The following is a 15,889-nucleotide window of genomic DNA, read 5'->3' as shown; positions in this document are numbered from 1 at the left end:
CAGCCGGATCAGCCGTGCTCGCCGCCGCTGTGCCCGGTGCCGTGGTGGTCGCCCTGGACGATCTCGCCGCCGAGCTCCTTGCGCAGCGACTCCAGCGTCGGCTTCTCGCTGACCGCCACCCACCGGGCCCCGACCAGGTACCAGCCGCCCCACGGCTTGGCCTCGTGCAGCCAGGAGTCCATGCCCTTGTCGGAGGTGAAGCTGAGCAGGACGTAGCGCCCGAGACCGGTCTTGCAGTTCCCCTGCTCCAGGTCCTTGACCTTGCGGGTGCCGGTCACCTTGCAGTCCGTCTGCTGCGCGAGTTCCTGCAGGCTGGCCGGCTTGGCGGCCTTCTCGCCGGCGGCGTCCGAGCTTGCGGAGCAGCCGGCCGCGAGCGGCAGCGCCAGCGCCGCCGCGCACAGCAGCGGCGGCCTGATGAGGTCGAGGGGGTGTCGGGAACCCATCGCCATTCCTCTCCGGGGTGAGATGCGCGATTCGAGGGGTGAATACGCATCCCGCCCCGGCGGGGTTCACCGCAGTGCTCAGGTCATCAGGCGGGCCCCCGCCGCCGCGCGGACGCCGGGCTCCTCGGCGCCGTCCTGCTGCAGCCGCCGCAGCCGCAGCCCCGTCTCGCGGGTGAGCGGCGCGGACCGGGCGGCCTCGGCGCGCACGCCCTCCTCGCAGTCCCACAGGCCCTCGACGCTGTAGGACTCGGCGGTGTGCGGCGCGGTTCTCGTCAACGCGGTCAGGATGCGGGGTCTCAGGTAGGCGTAGGTCGACTCGGTCCAAGCGGTCTTCAGCAGCGGGACGGCCTCCCCGGCGCGCAGCCGCCCGAGGCCCTCGATCGGGCCGGCGGCGCCGCCCCACTCCCGGCGGGCGACGGCGCCGCGCAGCTCGTCCATCAGGAGCGGGATGTCCTGGCGGGTGCCGTACCGGGCGAGGATGCGCAGGCCCATGTCGGCGCAGCCGCCGCGGGCCGCCGCCCACGCCCGCGCCCGCGGCAGCGTCTCGGGCCCGTAGTCCCGCAGCGCCCGGCACACCGCGCCGCCGACCCTGCTCGGCCGCTGCGGCAGCAGCTCCTCGGCCAGGTCGAGCAGCGCCGGCGTCCGCCGCCGCCCCAGCTCGAAGATCGCCGCGATGGCGCCCTCGCCGCGCCGCCGCGCCAGCTCCAGCAGCTCGTCCTCGCTCTGCGCGCCCCGCCCGGGGGCCGTGACCATCGCGCGCCGCGCCGCCCGTCCCGCCTCCCGCTGCCGCTCCAGCGCCGCCGCCACCCGCGGCTGCCGGGCCGCCCACGCCTCGATCACCGGGTTGCGCCCGGCCGGTACCAGCAGCGCCAGGTCGGCGTCGTCGCACCGGGCCGCCACCAGCTCGTCCAAACCGATCGTCAGTGCCGGGTCTTCGAGGTCGATGAGCTCCACGACCGCGTCGAACCACTGCGCGCCCTCTTCGGCGTACTGCCGCAGCGGCGCGGCCGCCTCCCGCCGGCTCAGCCGCACCAGGTCCGCGAGCACGCCCAAGGCCAGGTCGACCCGCCAGTCGTCCGGATCGGTGTGGTCGGACGGATCGAAGAGATGCTTGGCCACCGGCCCGACCGGCAACTCCAGATCCACCAGCAACCGGGCGTAGTACAGCCGCCGTGATTCGCACTGCCGGTCCCACCGCGGATCCCGCCGCACGCAGGCGTACACGTACTCGCCCGCCCCGCGCCTGTCCGCCGCGCGCCGCGCGCCCCTCCCGAGCCCTCGCTGCAGCTGACCGTGCAGTGTGCCCGCCGATTCCAAGACGACCTCGTTGCTCACCCCGCCAGAATGCGCACCAGACCAGATAACGGGCAAGTGTTTTACCCCAGGCAGTCGTGCCCTCATATCTCCCGCTGGGCCGTCCAGGAGGCGTGCAGGTCCGCGTAGACGCCGGGTTCGGCGACGAGGGCGGCGTGCGGGCCCCGCTGGACGATGCGGCCGGCCTCGAAGACGATCACCTCGTCGGCCGCCTCGGCGGTGGAGAGGCGGTGCGCGATGGCGATCGCGGTGCGGCCCCGGGTGACACCGTCCAGGGCGCGCTGGATGCGGACCTCGGTCGCCGGGTCGACGGCCGAGGTCGCCTCGTCCAGGACGAGGAGGTCCGGGTCGGCGATGTAGGCGCGGGCCAGCGCGACCAGCTGGCGCTCACCGGCCGAGAGGGACTCGCCGCGCTGCCCGACCGGCGTGTCCAGGCCCTGCGGGAGGCCGTCCAGCCAGTCGGCGAGACCCAGTTCGGTGAGGGCGAGGACGAGGTCCTCACGGGAGGCGTCCAATTTCCCGTAGCGGATGTTGTCGCCGAGGGACGCGTCGAAGAGGAACCCGTCCTGCGGCACCATCACGACCCGCTCGCGCAGGGACGAGAAGCGGACGTCGGTGAGGGGCACGCCGTCCACCAGGACGCGGCCCGAGGCCGGGTCCATGAGACGGGTCAGGAGCTTGGCGAACGTCGTCTTGCCGGAGCCGGTCTGGCCGACGATCGCGACGCGGCTGCGAGGCGCGATGGCCGCGTTCACGTCGTGGAGGACGGGCGGGCCGCCCGGATAGGCGAACCCCACCGACTCGAACCGCACCTCGATCGGGCCGCGCGGCAGCGTCTCGCCCCCGTCGCCCGGGTCGGCGACGTCCGGGACGGTGTCCAGCACGCCGAGCACGCGGCGCCAGCCGGCGATCGCGTTCTGCGCCTCGTTCAGGACCTCGGTGGCCGTCTGCATCGGGCTGACGAACAGGGTGACCAGGAAGAGGAACGCGATCAGCTCGCCGGCCGACACCTCGCCGGCGATGCCGAGCAGGGTGCCGGCGATGACGACGGCGCCCGTCGCCAGGGCGGCGACCAGCTCGCTGACCGGGAACGTCAGCGCGACCATCGCCTGCGCGCGGGTCTGCGCCGACCGGTACGCCTCCACGGTCTCGTCCACCCGCCGGCCGGTGCGCTCCTCCGACGCGTACGCGCGGATGACCGGGGCGCCCACGACCGACTCGCCGACCGCGGCCAGCAGGTCGCCCATGCGCTCGCGGACCCGGAAGTAGGCCGCCGACAGGATCCGCTGGAAGCGGCGCAGCGCGAACGCCAGCGGCAGGAACGCCGCCCACACGAGGAACGCCAGCTGCCACGAGTAGACGACCATCAGGACGCTCGCCACGAACAGCTGGCCGATCGACACGATGAACATCAGCCCGCCGGACTGCATGAACTGGCTGATCTGGTCGACGTCGCTCGTCACCCGCGACACCAGCGCGCCCCGCCGCTCCCCGCTCTGGGTGAGCATCGACAGGTCGTGGACGTGCCGAAACGCCTTCACGCGCAGCGCCGCGAGGCCGCCCTCGGACGTCTTGTACAGCCGCACGTTCATCAGGTACGCGCACACCGCCGTCACCAGCACGGCCGCCGCGCACAGCAGCACCGCCGTCCGGATGAAGGCGATGTCGGGGCCGCCGGGGCGGCCGATGCCCTTGTCGACCGTCTGCTGGACGGCGATGGGCACCACCACGCGGCCCGCCGTGGAGACCAGGGCGAGCACGATCGTGCCGGTGAGGCCCGCGGCGAACTCGGGGCTGAGCCGCAACCCGCGCTTCAGGGTGCTGATCGCGCCCTCGGTCGTCGCGGTCGTGTTCAGGATCGTCATGCCAGGGCCTCCTCGCCGCCCTCGACGGACTCCTGCTCCGTCTCGGCCCGCTCGTAGGCGTTGACGAGGTCGCGGTAGCCCTCCGAGCTCTCCAGCAGGTCGGTGTGGGCGCCGCGCGCGACGACGCGGCCGTGCTCCATGTAGACGACCTCGTCCGCGAGGGCGATGGTGGCCTTGCGGTAGGCGACGACCACGACGGTCGCGCCGCCCGCCTCGTCCGACTGCGCCTCCCGCAGGCCCTGCAGGATGCGCGCCTCGACCTGCGGGTCGACGCTGGACGTCGCGTCGTCCAGCACGAGGAGGCGCGGCCGGCGCACCAGGGCGCGGGCCAGCGCGAGCCGCTGCCGCTGCCCGCCCGAGAGCGTCGCGCCGCGCTCGCCCACCAGCGCGTCGAGACCGTCGGCGAGCGCCGCGACGAACCCCTCCGCCTGGGCCAGCCGCAGGGCCTCCCAGACGCGTTCGTCCGGCACGTCGAGGCCGAGCGTCACGTTGCCGCGCACGGAGTCGTCGAACAGGAACGTCTGCTGCGGGACGAGCGCCGCCGTCGCCGCGATCCCGCCGCGCCGGACGTCGCGCAGGTCGACGCCGTCCAGCAGGACGGAGCCGTCCGCCGGGTCGACCAGCCGGACCAGCAGCGAGGTCAGCGTCGACTTGCCGGAGCCCGTCGGGCCGACCACCGCGATCGTCCGGCCGGGGGACGCGGCGAACGACACGTCGTGCAGGACGTGGTGCCCGCCGCCGTCCCCCTCCTCGTCCCCCTTCTCGTCCGCCTCGTACGCGAACCGGATCTCCCGGACCTCCAGGCCGGTCGCCGCGCCGGCGCCGTCCAGCGCGCCGTCGCCGTAGGGGAGGGAGCCGCTGGCGTCCAGCACGCCGCGGACCCGCTCCCACCCGACGACGCTGCGCGGCACCTCGCCGAGCACCCAGCCGAGCGCCCGGATCGGCCACGACAGCAGGGTGAACAGGTAGGCGACGTTCACGAGGTCGCCCGGCGACATCGCGCCGGACTCCAGCCGCAGCGACCCGATCAGCAGGACGGCGAGGACGCCCAGGTTCGGCAGCGCCTCCAGCACCGGGTCGAACAGCCCGCGGATCCGGCCCACCGCGACGTTGGCGTCCCGCAGCGCCTCCGCCCGCTCCCGGAACCGGCCCGTCTCGGCCGCCTCCCGGCCGAGGGTCTTGACCACCAGGCCGCCCTCGAAGCTCTCGTGCGCCACCTCGCTGACCTCCGCGCGCAGCTGCTGCGCGCGGGTCGCGACCGGCGACAGCCGCCGCTGGTACACGACGTTGATCAGCGCGACGGCGGGGAAGACCAGGAAGCCGACCGCGGCCACCACCACGTCCGTCGCCAGGATCGACACCGCCGAGATCAGCAGCATGAACACCACGCCGACCGCCATCGGCAGCGGCGCGATCGGCGCCCACACCGCCTCCACGTCGGCGTTGGCGTTGGACAGCAGCTGCCCGGTCGGATGCCGGTGGTGCCACGCCAGCGGCAGCCGCAGGTACTGCCGGGTCACCGCGCGGCGGTAGGCCGCCTGCATCCGGTACTGCATGAGGCCCGCGTAGAAGCGTCGCCCGGCGACGCCGAGCGCCTTCAGCGCCGCCACCCCCAGGATCAGGGCGGCGGCGCCGGCCAGCGCCCCGGCCGTCGTGCTCCCCGACTCGAACGCCGGCAGCACGACCTTCTCCGTCGCCCAGCCCAGGACCTTCGCGGTCGCCACCGTCATCGCGGCGTACAGCGCGCTGGCGAGCACCGACACCGTGAACACCCGCGGCTCCGCCTTGACCGCGACCCACAGCACGCCCATCCCCTCCCTGAGGATGTGCGGGCTGACGCGTCTGGACGCAGGTGGCACGGCGACTCCTTGATCACGACCCGGTCATCACGAAGCCCTGCACATGCCCCCTTCGACCGCGGTGAGGGGATCTGCGGGCCCGCACATGCCTACCACCCGGCCGCGGCGCTTATTCCCGGCCCGTCCCGCCGCGGCCTACGATCGGACGATGAGCACACCCGAGGACGGCCTCGCCGATCCCGGCCCGGTGCGCCGCGAGCGGCTGCTGCTGGCCGGCGCGCTGGCGGACGCGGGGCCGGACGCGGCCACCAAATGCGGCGGCTGGGACGCCCGCGATCTCGCCGCGCATCTGGTGGTCCGGGAGAACCGCCCCGACGCCGCACCCGGAATAGTGCTGCCCCCGCTGTCCTTCTACACCGAGCGCGTCCGGCGCCGCACGGCGCGGGCCGTCCCGTTCGACCGGCTCGTCGAACGGTTTCGGGACGGGCCGGCGAAGTTCTCGCCGTACGCGCTTCCGGGAGTTGACAAAATCGCGAACGGTGTCGAGTTCTTTGTGCACCATGAGGACGTCCTGCGCGCACGTCCCGACTGGGAGCGCCGGGAGATCTCGCCGGAACTCGAGGAAGTGCTCTGGCGGCGGATAAGAATTGCCCGCTTTGTCCTAAGGAAAGTCCACGTCGAGGTAACGCTCGTGCAACCGGACGGCCGGAGCCTCCGGGTGTCGGGCCCAGGCCGGGACGCCCGCCGGAATGCGGGCGGCGCCGTCCGCGTGCACGGCCCGGTCGGCGAACTCGTCCTGTGGGCGCTGGGCCGCCGCGACGTCGCGGACGTCCGCCTCACCGGGGCCACGGAGGCTGTCAAGACCCTGACGGAGACCGGTTGGAGTCTTTAACGGCCAGGTAACGGCATGGTTCGCCAGGAGGAGAATCGCGCGCCTTGCGGCTCCTCCGCTTTACGCGGAAGCGGTGATACTGTGGCCCCGTCGGTTGCAGTCGTGGTTCTCGATCGTGCAGACGCCCGCGGACTGATGGCAGCGGGCGTTTTGGCTTTTCCGGGACCGTACCGGGGGCGAGAGCGTTCCGCAGCGACCGCACGGGCCCGCGAGGTGTGGGCCCAGGTTTTGCCGCAAGGAGAAAGACATGCCCCAGCAGGGCACCGTGAAGTGGTTCAACGCCGAGAAGGGCTTCGGATTCATCGCCGTGGACGGCGGCGGCCCGGACGTCTTCGTGCACTACTCGGCCATCCAGTCCTCCGGATACCGCACGCTGGACGAGAACCAGCGCGTCCAGTTCGAGGTGACGCAGGGTAACCGGGGTCCGCAGGCCGACCAGGTCGTCCCCCTGTAACACCCTTAGTCGTACGTCCGGGCCCGTTCCCCTCCGCCGGGGAGCGGGCCCTTTCGTCCATGCCGGACCGGGGGCGCAATAAACTTCGGGTCATGTCCGCACCCCCGTCCAACCTGGACCCGAAGATCGCCGACCGGCTCAAGCGCGACCCGAACGGCCTCGTGCCCGCCATCGCCCAGCAGTACGACACCGGTGAGGTGCTCATGCTCGGCTGGATGGACGACGAGGCCCTGCACCGCACCCTCACCACCGGCCGCTGCACCTACTGGTCGCGCAGCCGGCGGGAGTACTGGGTGAAGGGCGAGAGCTCCGGCCACCAGCAGTGGGTCAAGTCGGTCGCGCTGGACTGCGACGCCGACGCCGTCCTGGTGCGGGTCGACCAGGTCGGCGGCGCCTGCCACACCGGCGACCGCACCTGCTGGGACGCCGACGTCCTGCCCGCCGTGGTCGGGGAACGCCCCGAGCAGAGCGCATGACGCCCGGGCGCGAGCGCGGCCTGGCGGCGCTGCTGTGCGCCGCCGGCGCCGGCCTCGCCCTGCTCGCCGCCGGCCGCACCTGGGCCACCGCCAAGGCCGAGGACGCGATCACCCCCTTCACCCAGACGCTGACCGGCGGCGACCTCGGCGGCGCGGCGGGCGCCCTCGGCTGGGCCGGACTCGCCGGCCTCGCCGCCCTGTTCGCCACCCGCGGCCGCGTGCGCGCGGCCGTCGGCGTCCTCATCGCCCTGTTCGGCGCGGGGATCGCCTACGCGTCGGCCGCCGCCGTCCAGCGCTCCAACGTGCTCTCGGCCGCCGGCGACCAGAGCGCCCTGCTGAAGCTCGGCGCCGACCCCGCCCTCAACGTGAACCTGTGGTGGCTGGTCTCGGTCACGGGCGGCGTGCTGCTCGCCGTCGGCGGCCTGGTCACGGCCGTGCGCGGCGCCCGCTGGCCCGGCATGTCGGCCCGCTACGAACGCCCGGGCGCCGGCGAGCCCGCGAAGGAGCCGGACGACCCGTCCGCGCTCTGGCGCTCCCTCGACCGCGGCGAGGACCCGACCGCCCAGCGGAACGGCCGCCCATGACCGGCGACGGTGGCGGCCTCGTGCTCGTGGTCGAGCACGATCCCGCCGTCGCCGAGCTGCAGCGCCGCTACCTCGCCCGGGAGGGCTTCGACGTCGAGATCGAGGCCGACCCGGGCCGCGCGCCCGCCGCCGCCGAGCGCGCCCGCGCCGACGTCGTCGTCCTCGACCTGTCCACCGCCGCGCTGCCCGCCGACCTGTACCGCCGCGTCGCCGAAGCCGCCCGCCCCGCCCCGGTCGTGGCCGTCACCGGCCCGCTGGACCCCGCTATCGACCGCTCGCTGGGCGATCACCGCGTGGACCGCCCGTTCGGCCCCCGCGTCCTCGTCGCCGCCGTCGCCGAGGCCCTGCGCCGCGGCGCCCCTGCCGAGGCGCCGGCGCCGCCGCTGCGCGCGGGCCCGATCGCCCTCGATCCCCGCGACCGCACCGCCGTCACCGGCGACCGCCGCGTCACCCTCACCGTCACCGAGTTCGACCTGCTCGAATTCCTCATGGCCAACCCCGGCCGCGTCTTCACCCGCGAGCAGCTCCTCGACGCCGCCTGGGGGCCCGGCGCCGGCGCCGGCAGCCGCACCGTGGACGTCCACGTCGCGCAGCTCCGCGCCAAACTGGGCGAAGGGACCCCCATCAGGACCGTCCGCGGCATCGGCTACGTGCTCGATGCGCACCGGGGGGATGTCCCGTAGCCGGTGGCCGGGGTTCGGACTCCCGGGGCCGGGGTTCGAACCGGGCTCGCCTATCGTGGACGTGTGACTCGGGTAGCCGTTCCGCCGCAAGAGCACTCGCACGCGCCCGGGCAGGGGTGGCGGGCGCTGCTGCCGCAGGCGGCGGTGCTCGGAGGCGTGGTCGCCGGGTCCCTGGTCGTGGCGTTCCGGGGGGATCCGAACGAGGCGGGCCACTATCCCGGCTGCCCGTTCCTGGCACTGACCGGGTACTACTGCCCGGGCTGCGGGATGACGCGGCTCGTCTACGCGCTGACGCACGGCGACGTGGGCGCCGCGTTCGGGCTCAACCCGCTGCTGTTCGTGCTCCTGCCGGTGTTCGGCTACCTCTACGTCCGGTGGACGGTCCAGACGGCCAGGGGGCTGCCGATGCGCACCGTGCTGTTCAGGCAGCCGGTGGTGTACGCGTTCCTCGGCCTGGTGTTCGTCTACTGGATCGTCCGCAACCTGCCCTTCGCCCAGGCGCTGGCACCTTAACCGGCCCCTTAGCCGGCCCCTTAGTCGGCTGGCGGGCTTGCCCCGCGTCGTGGACGGGCGGTTCGGGGGGCCGTCCCGCCGATCGATATAGTGCACGGAACGACCTGAAATAGGGGGCCTGCGACCTTGAGCGTTTTGGACGAGATCATCGACGGCGTCCGGGCCGATCTCGCCGACAGGCAGCGCGAGGTCCCGCTCGACGCCCTCAAGGAGAGGGCGGCGAAGGCCCCCGCCCCGCGGGACGCGCTCGGCGCGCTGCGCGGCCCGGGCGTCTCGGTCATCGCGGAGGTCAAGCGCAGCAGCCCGTCCAAGGGCGCGCTGGCCGCGATCGCCGACCCCGCCGCGCTCGCCCGCGACTACGAGGCCGGCGGCGCCAAGGTGATCAGCGTGCTGACGGAGCGGCGCCGGTTCGGCGGCAGCCTCGAAGACCTCGCCGACGTCCGCGCCAATGTCGGCGTCTCCATCCTGCGCAAGGACTTCATCGTCACCTCCTACCAGCTGTGGGAGGCGCGCGCGGCGGGCGCCGACATGGTGCTGCTGATCGTCGCGGCGCTGCCGCAGGACGCCCTGGTCTCGCTGGTGGAGCGGGCCGAGTCGATCGGGCTGGTGCCGCTCGTCGAGGCGCACACCGAGGAGGAGGCGGCCCGCGCGGTGGAGGCGGGCGCCAAGGTCATCGGCGTGAACGCCCGCGACCTGCGCACCCTCAAGGTCGACCGCGGGGTGTTCGCCCGCGTCGCGCCCACGATCCCCAAGGACGTCGTGAAGATCGCCGAGTCCGGGGTGCGGGGCCCGCACGACCTGCTCGCCTACGCCTCCAGCGGCGCCGACGCCGTGCTGGTGGGGGAGAGCCTCGTCATCGGCCGGGACCCGCGCGCCGCGGTCGCCGACCTCGTCGCCGCGGGTGCCCACCCGGCGCTGCGGCAGAGCGGCTGACCGGGCCGACCGGATGCCGACTGGATAGGGTGGGAGCATGCAGGCCGAGCCGCTCCGGGAGCGATGGCGGGGCTAGTCCAGGACCCCGCCGACCCCACTCACTTCTCCCACGACAGGACGCGTTTTCCCATGACCACGGACACCGCCGCGCGCGGTGCTGTACCTGATGCCACCGGCCACTTCGGCCGCTTCGGCGGCCGGTTCGCGCCCGAGGCGCTGATGGCGGCGCTGGACGAGCTGACCCGCGAGTTCGAGGCGGCCAAGCGGGACCCCGCCTTCACCGCGGAGCTGGACGACCTCCTCGCGAACTACGCGGGACGCCCCAGCCTGCTGACCGAGGCCAAGCGCTTCTCGGAGCAGGCGGGCGGCGCCCGCGTGCTCCTCAAGCGCGAGGACCTCAACCACACGGGCTCCCACAAGATCAACAACGTGCTGGGCCAGGCGCTGCTCACCAAGCGGATGGGCAAGTCCCGGCTCGTCGCCGAGACCGGCGCCGGGCAGCACGGCGTCGCCACCGCCACCGCCGCCGCCCTGCTCGGCCTGACCTGCACCGTCTACATGGGCGAGGTCGACACTGAGCGGCAGGCCCTCAACGTCGCCCGGATGCGGATGCTCGGCGCCGAGGTGATCCCGGTGAAGACCGGCAGCCGCACCCTCAAGGACGCCTGCAACGAGGCGTTCCGCGATTGGGTCGCGACCGTCGACGACACCCACTACTGCATCGGCTCGGTCATGGGCCCGCACCCGTTCCCGATGATGGTCCGCGACTTCCAGCGCATCATCGGCGTCGAGGCGCGGCAGCAGTGCATCGACATGACGGGCGCCCTGCCGGACGCGGTCGTCGCCTGCGTCGGCGGCGGCTCCAACGCGATCGGCACCTTCCACGCCTTCGTCCCGGACGAGTCCGTCCGGCTGTACGGGTTCGAGGCGGGCGGCGAGGGCGTCGCGTCCGGCAGGCACGCCGCGACCCTCGTCGGCGGCTCCCTGGGCGTCATCCACGGCATGCGGACCTACCTGCTCCAGGACGACGACGGCCAGACCCTCGAAACCCACTCGATCTCCGCCGGCCTCGACTATCCCGGCGTCGGGCCCGAGCACTCGTGGCTGCACGACACCGGCCGCGCCGAGTACCGCGAGATCACCGACGCGGAGGCGATGGACGCGTTCGCGCTGCTGTGCCGCACCGAGGGCATCATCCCGGCGATCGAGTCCGCGCACGCGCTCGCCGGCGCGCTCAAGGTCGGCAGGGAGCTGGGCCCGGACGCCACCATCGTGGTGTGCCTGTCCGGACGCGGCGACAAGGACATGCACACGGCCGCCGCCTTCTTCGGGCTGATGCCGGAGGACCGGGGAGGGAACGCCCAGTGAGCGTCCAGACCGCCTACGACAAGGCGAAGGCCGAGGGGCGGGCGGCGCTCGTCGGCTACCTGCCCGCCGGGTTCCCGACCGTCGACGGCGCCGTCGAGGTCGCCAAGACCATGGTGGACGCGGGCTGCGACGTCATCGAGCTCGGCCTGCCCTACAGCGACCCGATGATCGACGGCCCCGTCATCCAGGACGCCGTCCACCAGGCACTCGTCGGCGGCGCCCGCGTCGCGGACGTGTTCCGGACGGTCGAGGCCGTCGCCGCCGCCGGCGCCCCGGTCCTCGTCATGACGTACTGGAACCCCGTCGACCACTACGGCGCCGGCCGGTTCGCCCGCGACCTCGCGTCCGCCGGCGGGTCCGGGCTGATCACTCCCGACCTGACACCCGAGGAGGGCGGCGACTGGCTGGAGGCGTCCGACGCGCACGGCCTCGACCGGGTGTTCCTCGTCGCGCTCAGCTCCACCGACGAGCGCATCGAGACGATCACGGGGCTGTGCCGCGGCTTCGTGTACGCGGCGTCGCTGATGGGCGTCACCGGCGCCCGCTCGGCCGTCGACACCGGCGCCCCGCGCCTGGTCGAGCGGACCCGCGCGATCATCGACAAGGCCGGGACCGGGCTGCCGATCGGGCTCGGACTCGGCGTCGGCTCCGGCGCGCAGGCCGCCGAGATCGCCGGGTTCGCCGACGGTGTGATCGTCGGGTCGGCGTTCGTCCGCCGCGTCCTGGAGGCCCCCGACCTCAAGGCGGGGCTGGCCGCGGTCAGGTCGTTCACCGAGGAGCTGGCGGCGGGCGTGCGCGCCGGCCGCTGATCACATTCCGGACATGCTCCGGAGGCCCGCGCGGAACGCGGAAAAAACGTTTCCGCGCGGGCTTTGCGTCGCGCCGGGAACTCCGGACGGCCGCCGCCCAGTTGTTGCATGTGGTACCGCCGGTCTCCCGTAAGGTGTGTTCGCCGGAGGAGGCGGGTCCCGGAAGGAACACGATGACGCAAGAGATGACGGCGGAAGGCCGGGCCAAGACGGCGTCGCCGCCGCTGCCGCCCGCATGGTTCCAGGTCGCGGCGTGGCTGCTGACGCTCGCCGGGTTCGGGATCTCCGTCTACCTGACGATCACCCACTACGACGAGGGTGCGCTGGTGTGCTCGGCGACCTCGACGATCGACTGCCACGCGGTCACGACGAGCGACTACTCCACGCTGCTCGGCATCCCGATGCCGCTGCTCGGCCTCGCGTTCTTCGTGGGGTTCGGCGCGCTGCTGACGCCGTGGGCGCTGCGCTCGACATGGCCGCCGCTGCGCTGGGGCCGGGTGGCGGGCGTGTCGGTGGGCGTGCTCATGGTGGTCTACCTCGTCACCGTCGAGCTGGCGGTCCTGCACAAGATCTGCCTGTGGTGCACCGGGGTCCACGCCGTCACCGTGCTGCTGTTCCTCCTCGTCCTGGCCGACGAATTCCGACGGATCGGTCAGGTCGACTAATCTCCCCGTTACCGCGCCGCACGATGGCGGCGCCGGGTCCGCACGCATAGGAGAACCAATGAGCAAGGCCGCACGAGAGCGGTCCGCGAGGGACCGCCTGGCCGCAGAGCGCAAGCGGCAGGCGGCGCGGGAGAAGCAGCGGCGGCTCCTCGCCATCGTCCTCGGATCGGTGGTGGCGGTCGCGCTGATCGTGGTCGCGACCGTCCTGGTCATCGACCAGAAGAACAAGAACGGCCGCGCCGAGGTCCACCAGGGCGCGCTCGCCCCGCTCAGCCGGCAGGACGACGGGTCCATCGTGATGGCCAAGGCCGGGGTGACCAAGCCGGAGCTGGAGATCTTCGAGGACTTCCAGTGCCCGATCTGCAAGCAGTTCGAGGCGGCCACCGGCGAGACGGTCGAGAAGCTCGCACTGGAGGGCAAGGTCAAGGTCGTCTACCGGCCGTTCCACCTGTTCGGCCAGCAGAAGGACCCCATCAAGACCAACTCGCTGCGCTCGGCCGAGGCGGCGCTCTGCGTCCCGGCCGAGAAGTGGATCTCCTACCACGACGCGCTCTTCAAGTTCCAGCCCGCCGAGGGCGAGAAGGGCTTCTCGCCCGACGACCTCGTGAAGTGGGGCAAGGACATCGGCGTCTCCGACCCGAACTTCGAGAAGTGCGTCCGGGACGAGCAGAAGAAGCCGCAGGTCGACGCGATGACCAACTACGCGCTGCAGCAGCGCGGCGTCGACGGCACGCCGACGGTCTTCCTGAACGGCCAGAAGCTCGACTCGTCCCACTTCATGAACCCGGCGGGCCTGCGGGCCGCCATCGAGACCAGCGGCGCGGCCGGGAAGTGACCCCGCCCCCCGGCGCTTCCTGACGACCTCCCCCGGCCGTCACCGCTACGCTCGTGATAGCTCAGGAGCACGCACGGTGGCGATCGGGGGATCGATGAGCGAGCAGGGCAGGGGACCGTCCGCGCGGAAGCGCCTCGCGGACGAACGGGCACGGGCGGCGGCACGGGGCCGCCGGCAGCGCGCGCTGCTGGTGGTCCTCGGCGCCGTCGCCCTGGCGGGGGTCGCGGTCGCGGCGATCGTCGTGCTGGTGTCCCGGGACGGGGGCGACAAGCCCGTGATCGGTGACTACAAGGGCGCGCTCGCCCCCGCGACCCGGCAGCAGGACGGCTCGGTCGCGATGGCGAAGCCGGGGGTGAGCACGCCCGTCCTCGACGTCTGGGAGGACTTCCAGTGCCCCGCGTGCAAGGCGATGGAGGCGCGGCTCGGCGGGGCGATGAAGCAGCTCGCCGCGGAGGGGAGTCTCAAGGTCGTCTACCGGCCGTTCCAGCTGTTCCAGCAGGAGCCGCTGATGTCGAACTCGCGGCGGGCCGCGAACGCCGCCGCCTGCCTGCCCGCCGACCACTGGGTGAAGTACCACGACAGGCTCTACGCGGAGCAGCCCGAGGAGGGCAAGAAGGGGTTCCTCCCGCAGGACCTCATCTCCTGGGCGGCCGACGTCGGGGTGACCGACCCGTCCTTCGCCGCCTGCGTCAACGGCGAGCAGAAGATGAAGGCCGTGGACCAGGCGAGCGCCCTGGCGGGGAAGTCCGGCGTCGACGCGACCCCGTACCTCGCGCTGAACGGCAAGAAGGTCGCCGACGACGTCCTCGGCTCGCCGGACGAGCTGAAGAAGGCGGTCGCGAAGGCGGCCGGGAGCGCACCCGCACCCGGGAGCACGCGGTCGCGCGGCACGGCGGCCGGGCCGCGGTGACGGAGAGGGCGCGCACCGCGCCCGGGAGGCGGTAACGTCAACGGTCATGCACCAGCTCGCCTACATCCCGAGTCCCTCGCAGGGCGTCTGGCACCTCGGGCCCGTCCCGATCCGCGCCTACGCCATCATGATCATCCTGGGCATCGTCGCCGCGGTCTGGCTGGGCGAGCGGCGCTGGGCCGCCAAGGGCGGGGCGCCGGGTGTGATCGTCGACGTGGCCGTATGGGCGGTGCCGTTCGGCCTGGTGGGCGGGCGGCTCTACCACGTGATCACCGACTACCAGCGGTACTTCGGGGAGAACGGCGAGCCGCTGCGGGCGCTGGAGATCTGGAAGGGCGGCCTCGGCATCTGGGGCGCCGTGGCGCTGGGCGCGGTCGGCGCGGTCATCGGCTGCCGGCGGCGCGGCATCTCGGTGCTGGCGCTCGGGGACGCGGTCGCGCCCGGCATCGCGCTGGCGCAGGCGATCGGCCGCTGGGGCAACTACTGGAACCAGGAGCTGTACGGCCGCCCGCTGGACGCCTTCTGGGCCTTGAAGATCGACGAGAACCACCGGCCGATGCTGGACGGCGGGCCCGCCATCGACCCCAGGTACGCCGACATCGCGACGTACCATCCGACGTTCCTGTACGAGTCGCTGTGGTGCGTCGGCGTCGCCGTCCTCGTCATCTGGGCCGACCGCCGCTACCACCTCACGCACGGCCGCGCGTTCGCCCTCTACGTCGCCGCCTACACGGTCGGTCGCGGCTGGGTCGAGGCGCTGCGCATCGACGACGCCCACCACATCCTCGGCCTGCGGCTGAACGACTGGACGTCGATCGTCCTGTTCCTCGGCGCGGTCGCCTACCTGTACCTGAACCGCGGCCGCAGCGGCCCGGAGAACGTCGGCGCCCCCGCCGTCGGAACGGTGCCCGCCGGCACTGCCGACGCCGGCGCGAGCGAGGGCGAGCCCGAGGCCGGGGAGCCCTCGGACGAGCCGGAGCTCCGTTCGGACACCGCGGACACCCAGGACCCCGACACCCAGGACACCCAGGGCGCGGACACCCGGGACGCGGACACCCGGGACGCGGACACCCGGGACGCGGACACCGAGGACGCGGGCGAACCGGAGGCGGACTCCGGAGAGGGCGGCCCGGCTGAGGACGACGCCGCCGGGGAAGCCCCTGCGGACACCCCGGACCCCGAGCCCCAGATCGAGGCCGAGCCCCGGCCCGAGCCCGAGCCCGAGGCCGAAGCCGAGGCGGGGGGCGAGACCGTGGACAATGGGAGCGACGGTGCCGCGGACCCCAGCCGAACGGCGAAGGGGGAGCCCGTCACGGACGGGAAGTAGGAGACGGCAACGGTGTCGG

At 73.4% G+C, this 15,889-nt stretch carries 17 protein-coding genes; 13 read left to right on the top strand and 4 right to left on the bottom strand.

The genetic code is table 11. The annotated features are described in order from the left end of the window. Positions 1–8: 8 nt before the first annotated feature. From AL2_RS06935 to AL2_RS06920, 4 genes are all read right to left on the bottom strand, one after another. A complete protein-coding gene (locus AL2_RS06935; protein ID WP_067632425.1) occupies positions 9–443 on the bottom strand; it encodes a hypothetical protein in 435 nt (144 codons plus the stop codon). A 78-nt stretch (positions 444–521) separates the two neighbouring features. Then, on the bottom strand, positions 522–1,778 hold the full coding sequence (locus AL2_RS06930; RefSeq protein WP_157438047.1) for a hypothetical protein: 1,257 nt from the start codon (positions 1,776–1,778) through the stop codon (positions 522–524). Positions 1,779–1,840: 62 nt separating this feature from the next. Continuing rightward, the gene (locus AL2_RS06925; RefSeq protein WP_067631020.1) at positions 1,841–3,622 is read right to left on the bottom strand and encodes an ABC transporter ATP-binding protein; all 1,782 of its coding nucleotides are present in this window, start codon (positions 3,620–3,622) and stop codon (positions 1,841–1,843) included. After that, positions 3,619–5,433, bottom strand: coding sequence for an ABC transporter ATP-binding protein (locus AL2_RS06920; RefSeq protein ID WP_067631018.1), 1,815 nt, complete (start codon positions 5,431–5,433; stop codon positions 3,619–3,621). The genes AL2_RS06925 and AL2_RS06920 overlap by 4 nt, the downstream gene beginning before the upstream one ends. A 196-nt stretch (positions 5,434–5,629) precedes the next feature. Here AL2_RS06920 and AL2_RS06915 point away from each other — a divergent pair, with 196 nt between their 5' ends. The 13 genes from AL2_RS06915 to lgt all read left to right on the top strand — a co-directional run bounded on the left by AL2_RS06915 (position 5,630) and on the right by lgt (position 15,870). Further along, positions 5,630–6,313 (top strand): TIGR03085 family metal-binding protein, encoded by a 684-nt coding sequence (locus AL2_RS06915; protein ID WP_067631016.1) that lies wholly within the window; start codon positions 5,630–5,632, stop codon positions 6,311–6,313. A gap of 247 nt (positions 6,314–6,560) precedes the next feature. Beyond that, the gene (locus AL2_RS06910; RefSeq protein WP_018657218.1) at positions 6,561–6,767 is read left to right on the top strand and encodes a cold-shock protein; all 207 of its coding nucleotides are present in this window, start codon (positions 6,561–6,563) and stop codon (positions 6,765–6,767) included. 92 nt (positions 6,768–6,859) lie between these two features. Beyond that, positions 6,860–7,243 (top strand): phosphoribosyl-AMP cyclohydrolase, encoded by a 384-nt coding sequence (gene hisI, locus AL2_RS06905; protein WP_067631014.1) that lies wholly within the window; start codon positions 6,860–6,862, stop codon positions 7,241–7,243. Then, positions 7,240–7,827 (top strand): Trp biosynthesis-associated membrane protein, encoded by a 588-nt coding sequence (locus AL2_RS06900; protein WP_067631013.1) that lies wholly within the window; start codon positions 7,240–7,242, stop codon positions 7,825–7,827. Before hisI ends, AL2_RS06900 begins: the two co-directional genes overlap by 4 nt. Continuing rightward, positions 7,824–8,510 carry a response regulator transcription factor gene (locus AL2_RS06895; RefSeq protein WP_067631012.1) on the top strand — a complete coding sequence of 229 codons (687 nt, stop codon included), beginning with the start codon at positions 7,824–7,826 and terminating at the stop codon, positions 8,508–8,510. The genes AL2_RS06900 and AL2_RS06895 overlap by 4 nt, the downstream gene beginning before the upstream one ends. A gap of 63 nt (positions 8,511–8,573) precedes the next feature. Continuing rightward, positions 8,574–9,023, top strand: a complete 450-nt coding sequence (locus AL2_RS06890) for a DUF2752 domain-containing protein (protein WP_245666416.1) — start codon at positions 8,574–8,576, stop codon at positions 9,021–9,023. A gap of 126 nt (positions 9,024–9,149) precedes the next feature. Next, positions 9,150–9,956: an indole-3-glycerol phosphate synthase TrpC gene (gene trpC, locus AL2_RS06885; protein WP_067631008.1), complete on the top strand. Its 807-nt coding sequence runs from the start codon at positions 9,150–9,152 to the stop codon at positions 9,954–9,956. A 129-nt stretch (positions 9,957–10,085) separates the two neighbouring features. After that, positions 10,086–11,324: a tryptophan synthase subunit beta gene (gene trpB / locus AL2_RS06880; protein ID WP_067631006.1), complete on the top strand. Its 1,239-nt coding sequence runs from the start codon at positions 10,086–10,088 to the stop codon at positions 11,322–11,324. Next, positions 11,321–12,133, top strand: a complete 813-nt coding sequence (trpA, locus tag AL2_RS06875; RefSeq protein WP_067631005.1) for a tryptophan synthase subunit alpha — start codon at positions 11,321–11,323, stop codon at positions 12,131–12,133. The genes trpB and trpA overlap by 4 nt, the downstream gene beginning before the upstream one ends. Before the next feature lie 173 nt (positions 12,134–12,306). Next, positions 12,307–12,798 (top strand): vitamin K epoxide reductase family protein, encoded by a 492-nt coding sequence (locus tag AL2_RS06870; protein ID WP_083946138.1) that lies wholly within the window; start codon positions 12,307–12,309, stop codon positions 12,796–12,798. A gap of 58 nt (positions 12,799–12,856) precedes the next feature. Further along, positions 12,857–13,633 (top strand): DsbA family protein, encoded by a 777-nt coding sequence (locus AL2_RS06865; RefSeq protein WP_067631002.1) that lies wholly within the window; start codon positions 12,857–12,859, stop codon positions 13,631–13,633. 76 nt (positions 13,634–13,709) lie between these two features. Further along, positions 13,710–14,543, top strand: coding sequence for a DsbA family protein (locus tag AL2_RS06860; RefSeq protein WP_245666414.1), 834 nt, complete (start codon positions 13,710–13,712; stop codon positions 14,541–14,543). Between the two features lie 46 nt (positions 14,544–14,589). Beyond that, the gene (lgt, locus tag AL2_RS06855) at positions 14,590–15,870 is read left to right on the top strand and encodes a prolipoprotein diacylglyceryl transferase (RefSeq protein WP_083946136.1); all 1,281 of its coding nucleotides are present in this window, start codon (positions 14,590–14,592) and stop codon (positions 15,868–15,870) included. The last annotated feature ends 19 nt before the right edge of the window (positions 15,871–15,889 follow it).

Origin of the sequence: Actinomadura latina NBRC 106108, assembly GCF_001552195.1 — a bacterium.
Lineage (GTDB): Bacteria > Actinomycetota > Actinomycetes > Streptosporangiales > Streptosporangiaceae > Spirillospora > Spirillospora latina.
The sequence above is the reverse complement of the archived record's forward strand: the minus strand, read 5'-3'. Positions and strand labels throughout refer to the sequence as shown.

Excerpts from the sequence above, each read along its gene's own strand:
- AL2_RS06870 (WP_083946138.1), top strand. The coding sequence starts at position 12,307 with ATGACGCAAGAGATGACGGCGGAAGGCCGGGCCAAGACGGCGTCGCCG.
- AL2_RS06915 (WP_067631016.1), top strand. The coding sequence starts at position 5,630 with ATGAGCACACCCGAGGACGGCCTCGCCGATCCCGGCCCGGTGCGCCGC.
- AL2_RS06900 (WP_067631013.1), top strand. The coding sequence starts at position 7,240 with ATGACGCCCGGGCGCGAGCGCGGCCTGGCGGCGCTGCTGTGCGCCGCC.
- AL2_RS06910 (WP_018657218.1), top strand. The coding sequence starts at position 6,561 with ATGCCCCAGCAGGGCACCGTGAAGTGGTTCAACGCCGAGAAGGGCTTC.
- AL2_RS06935 (WP_067632425.1), bottom strand. The coding sequence starts at position 443 with ATGGGTTCCCGACACCCCCTCGACCTCATCAGGCCGCCGCTGCTGTGC.
- AL2_RS06920 (WP_067631018.1), bottom strand. The coding sequence starts at position 5,433 with ATGGGCGTGCTGTGGGTCGCGGTCAAGGCGGAGCCGCGGGTGTTCACG.
- lgt (WP_083946136.1), top strand. The coding sequence starts at position 14,590 with ATGCACCAGCTCGCCTACATCCCGAGTCCCTCGCAGGGCGTCTGGCAC.
- trpB (WP_067631006.1), top strand. The coding sequence starts at position 10,086 with ATGACCACGGACACCGCCGCGCGCGGTGCTGTACCTGATGCCACCGGC.
- AL2_RS06895 (WP_067631012.1), top strand. The coding sequence starts at position 7,824 with ATGACCGGCGACGGTGGCGGCCTCGTGCTCGTGGTCGAGCACGATCCC.
- hisI (WP_067631014.1), top strand. The coding sequence starts at position 6,860 with ATGTCCGCACCCCCGTCCAACCTGGACCCGAAGATCGCCGACCGGCTC.
- AL2_RS06865 (WP_067631002.1), top strand. The coding sequence starts at position 12,857 with ATGAGCAAGGCCGCACGAGAGCGGTCCGCGAGGGACCGCCTGGCCGCA.
- AL2_RS06925 (WP_067631020.1), bottom strand. The coding sequence starts at position 3,622 with ATGACGATCCTGAACACGACCGCGACGACCGAGGGCGCGATCAGCACC.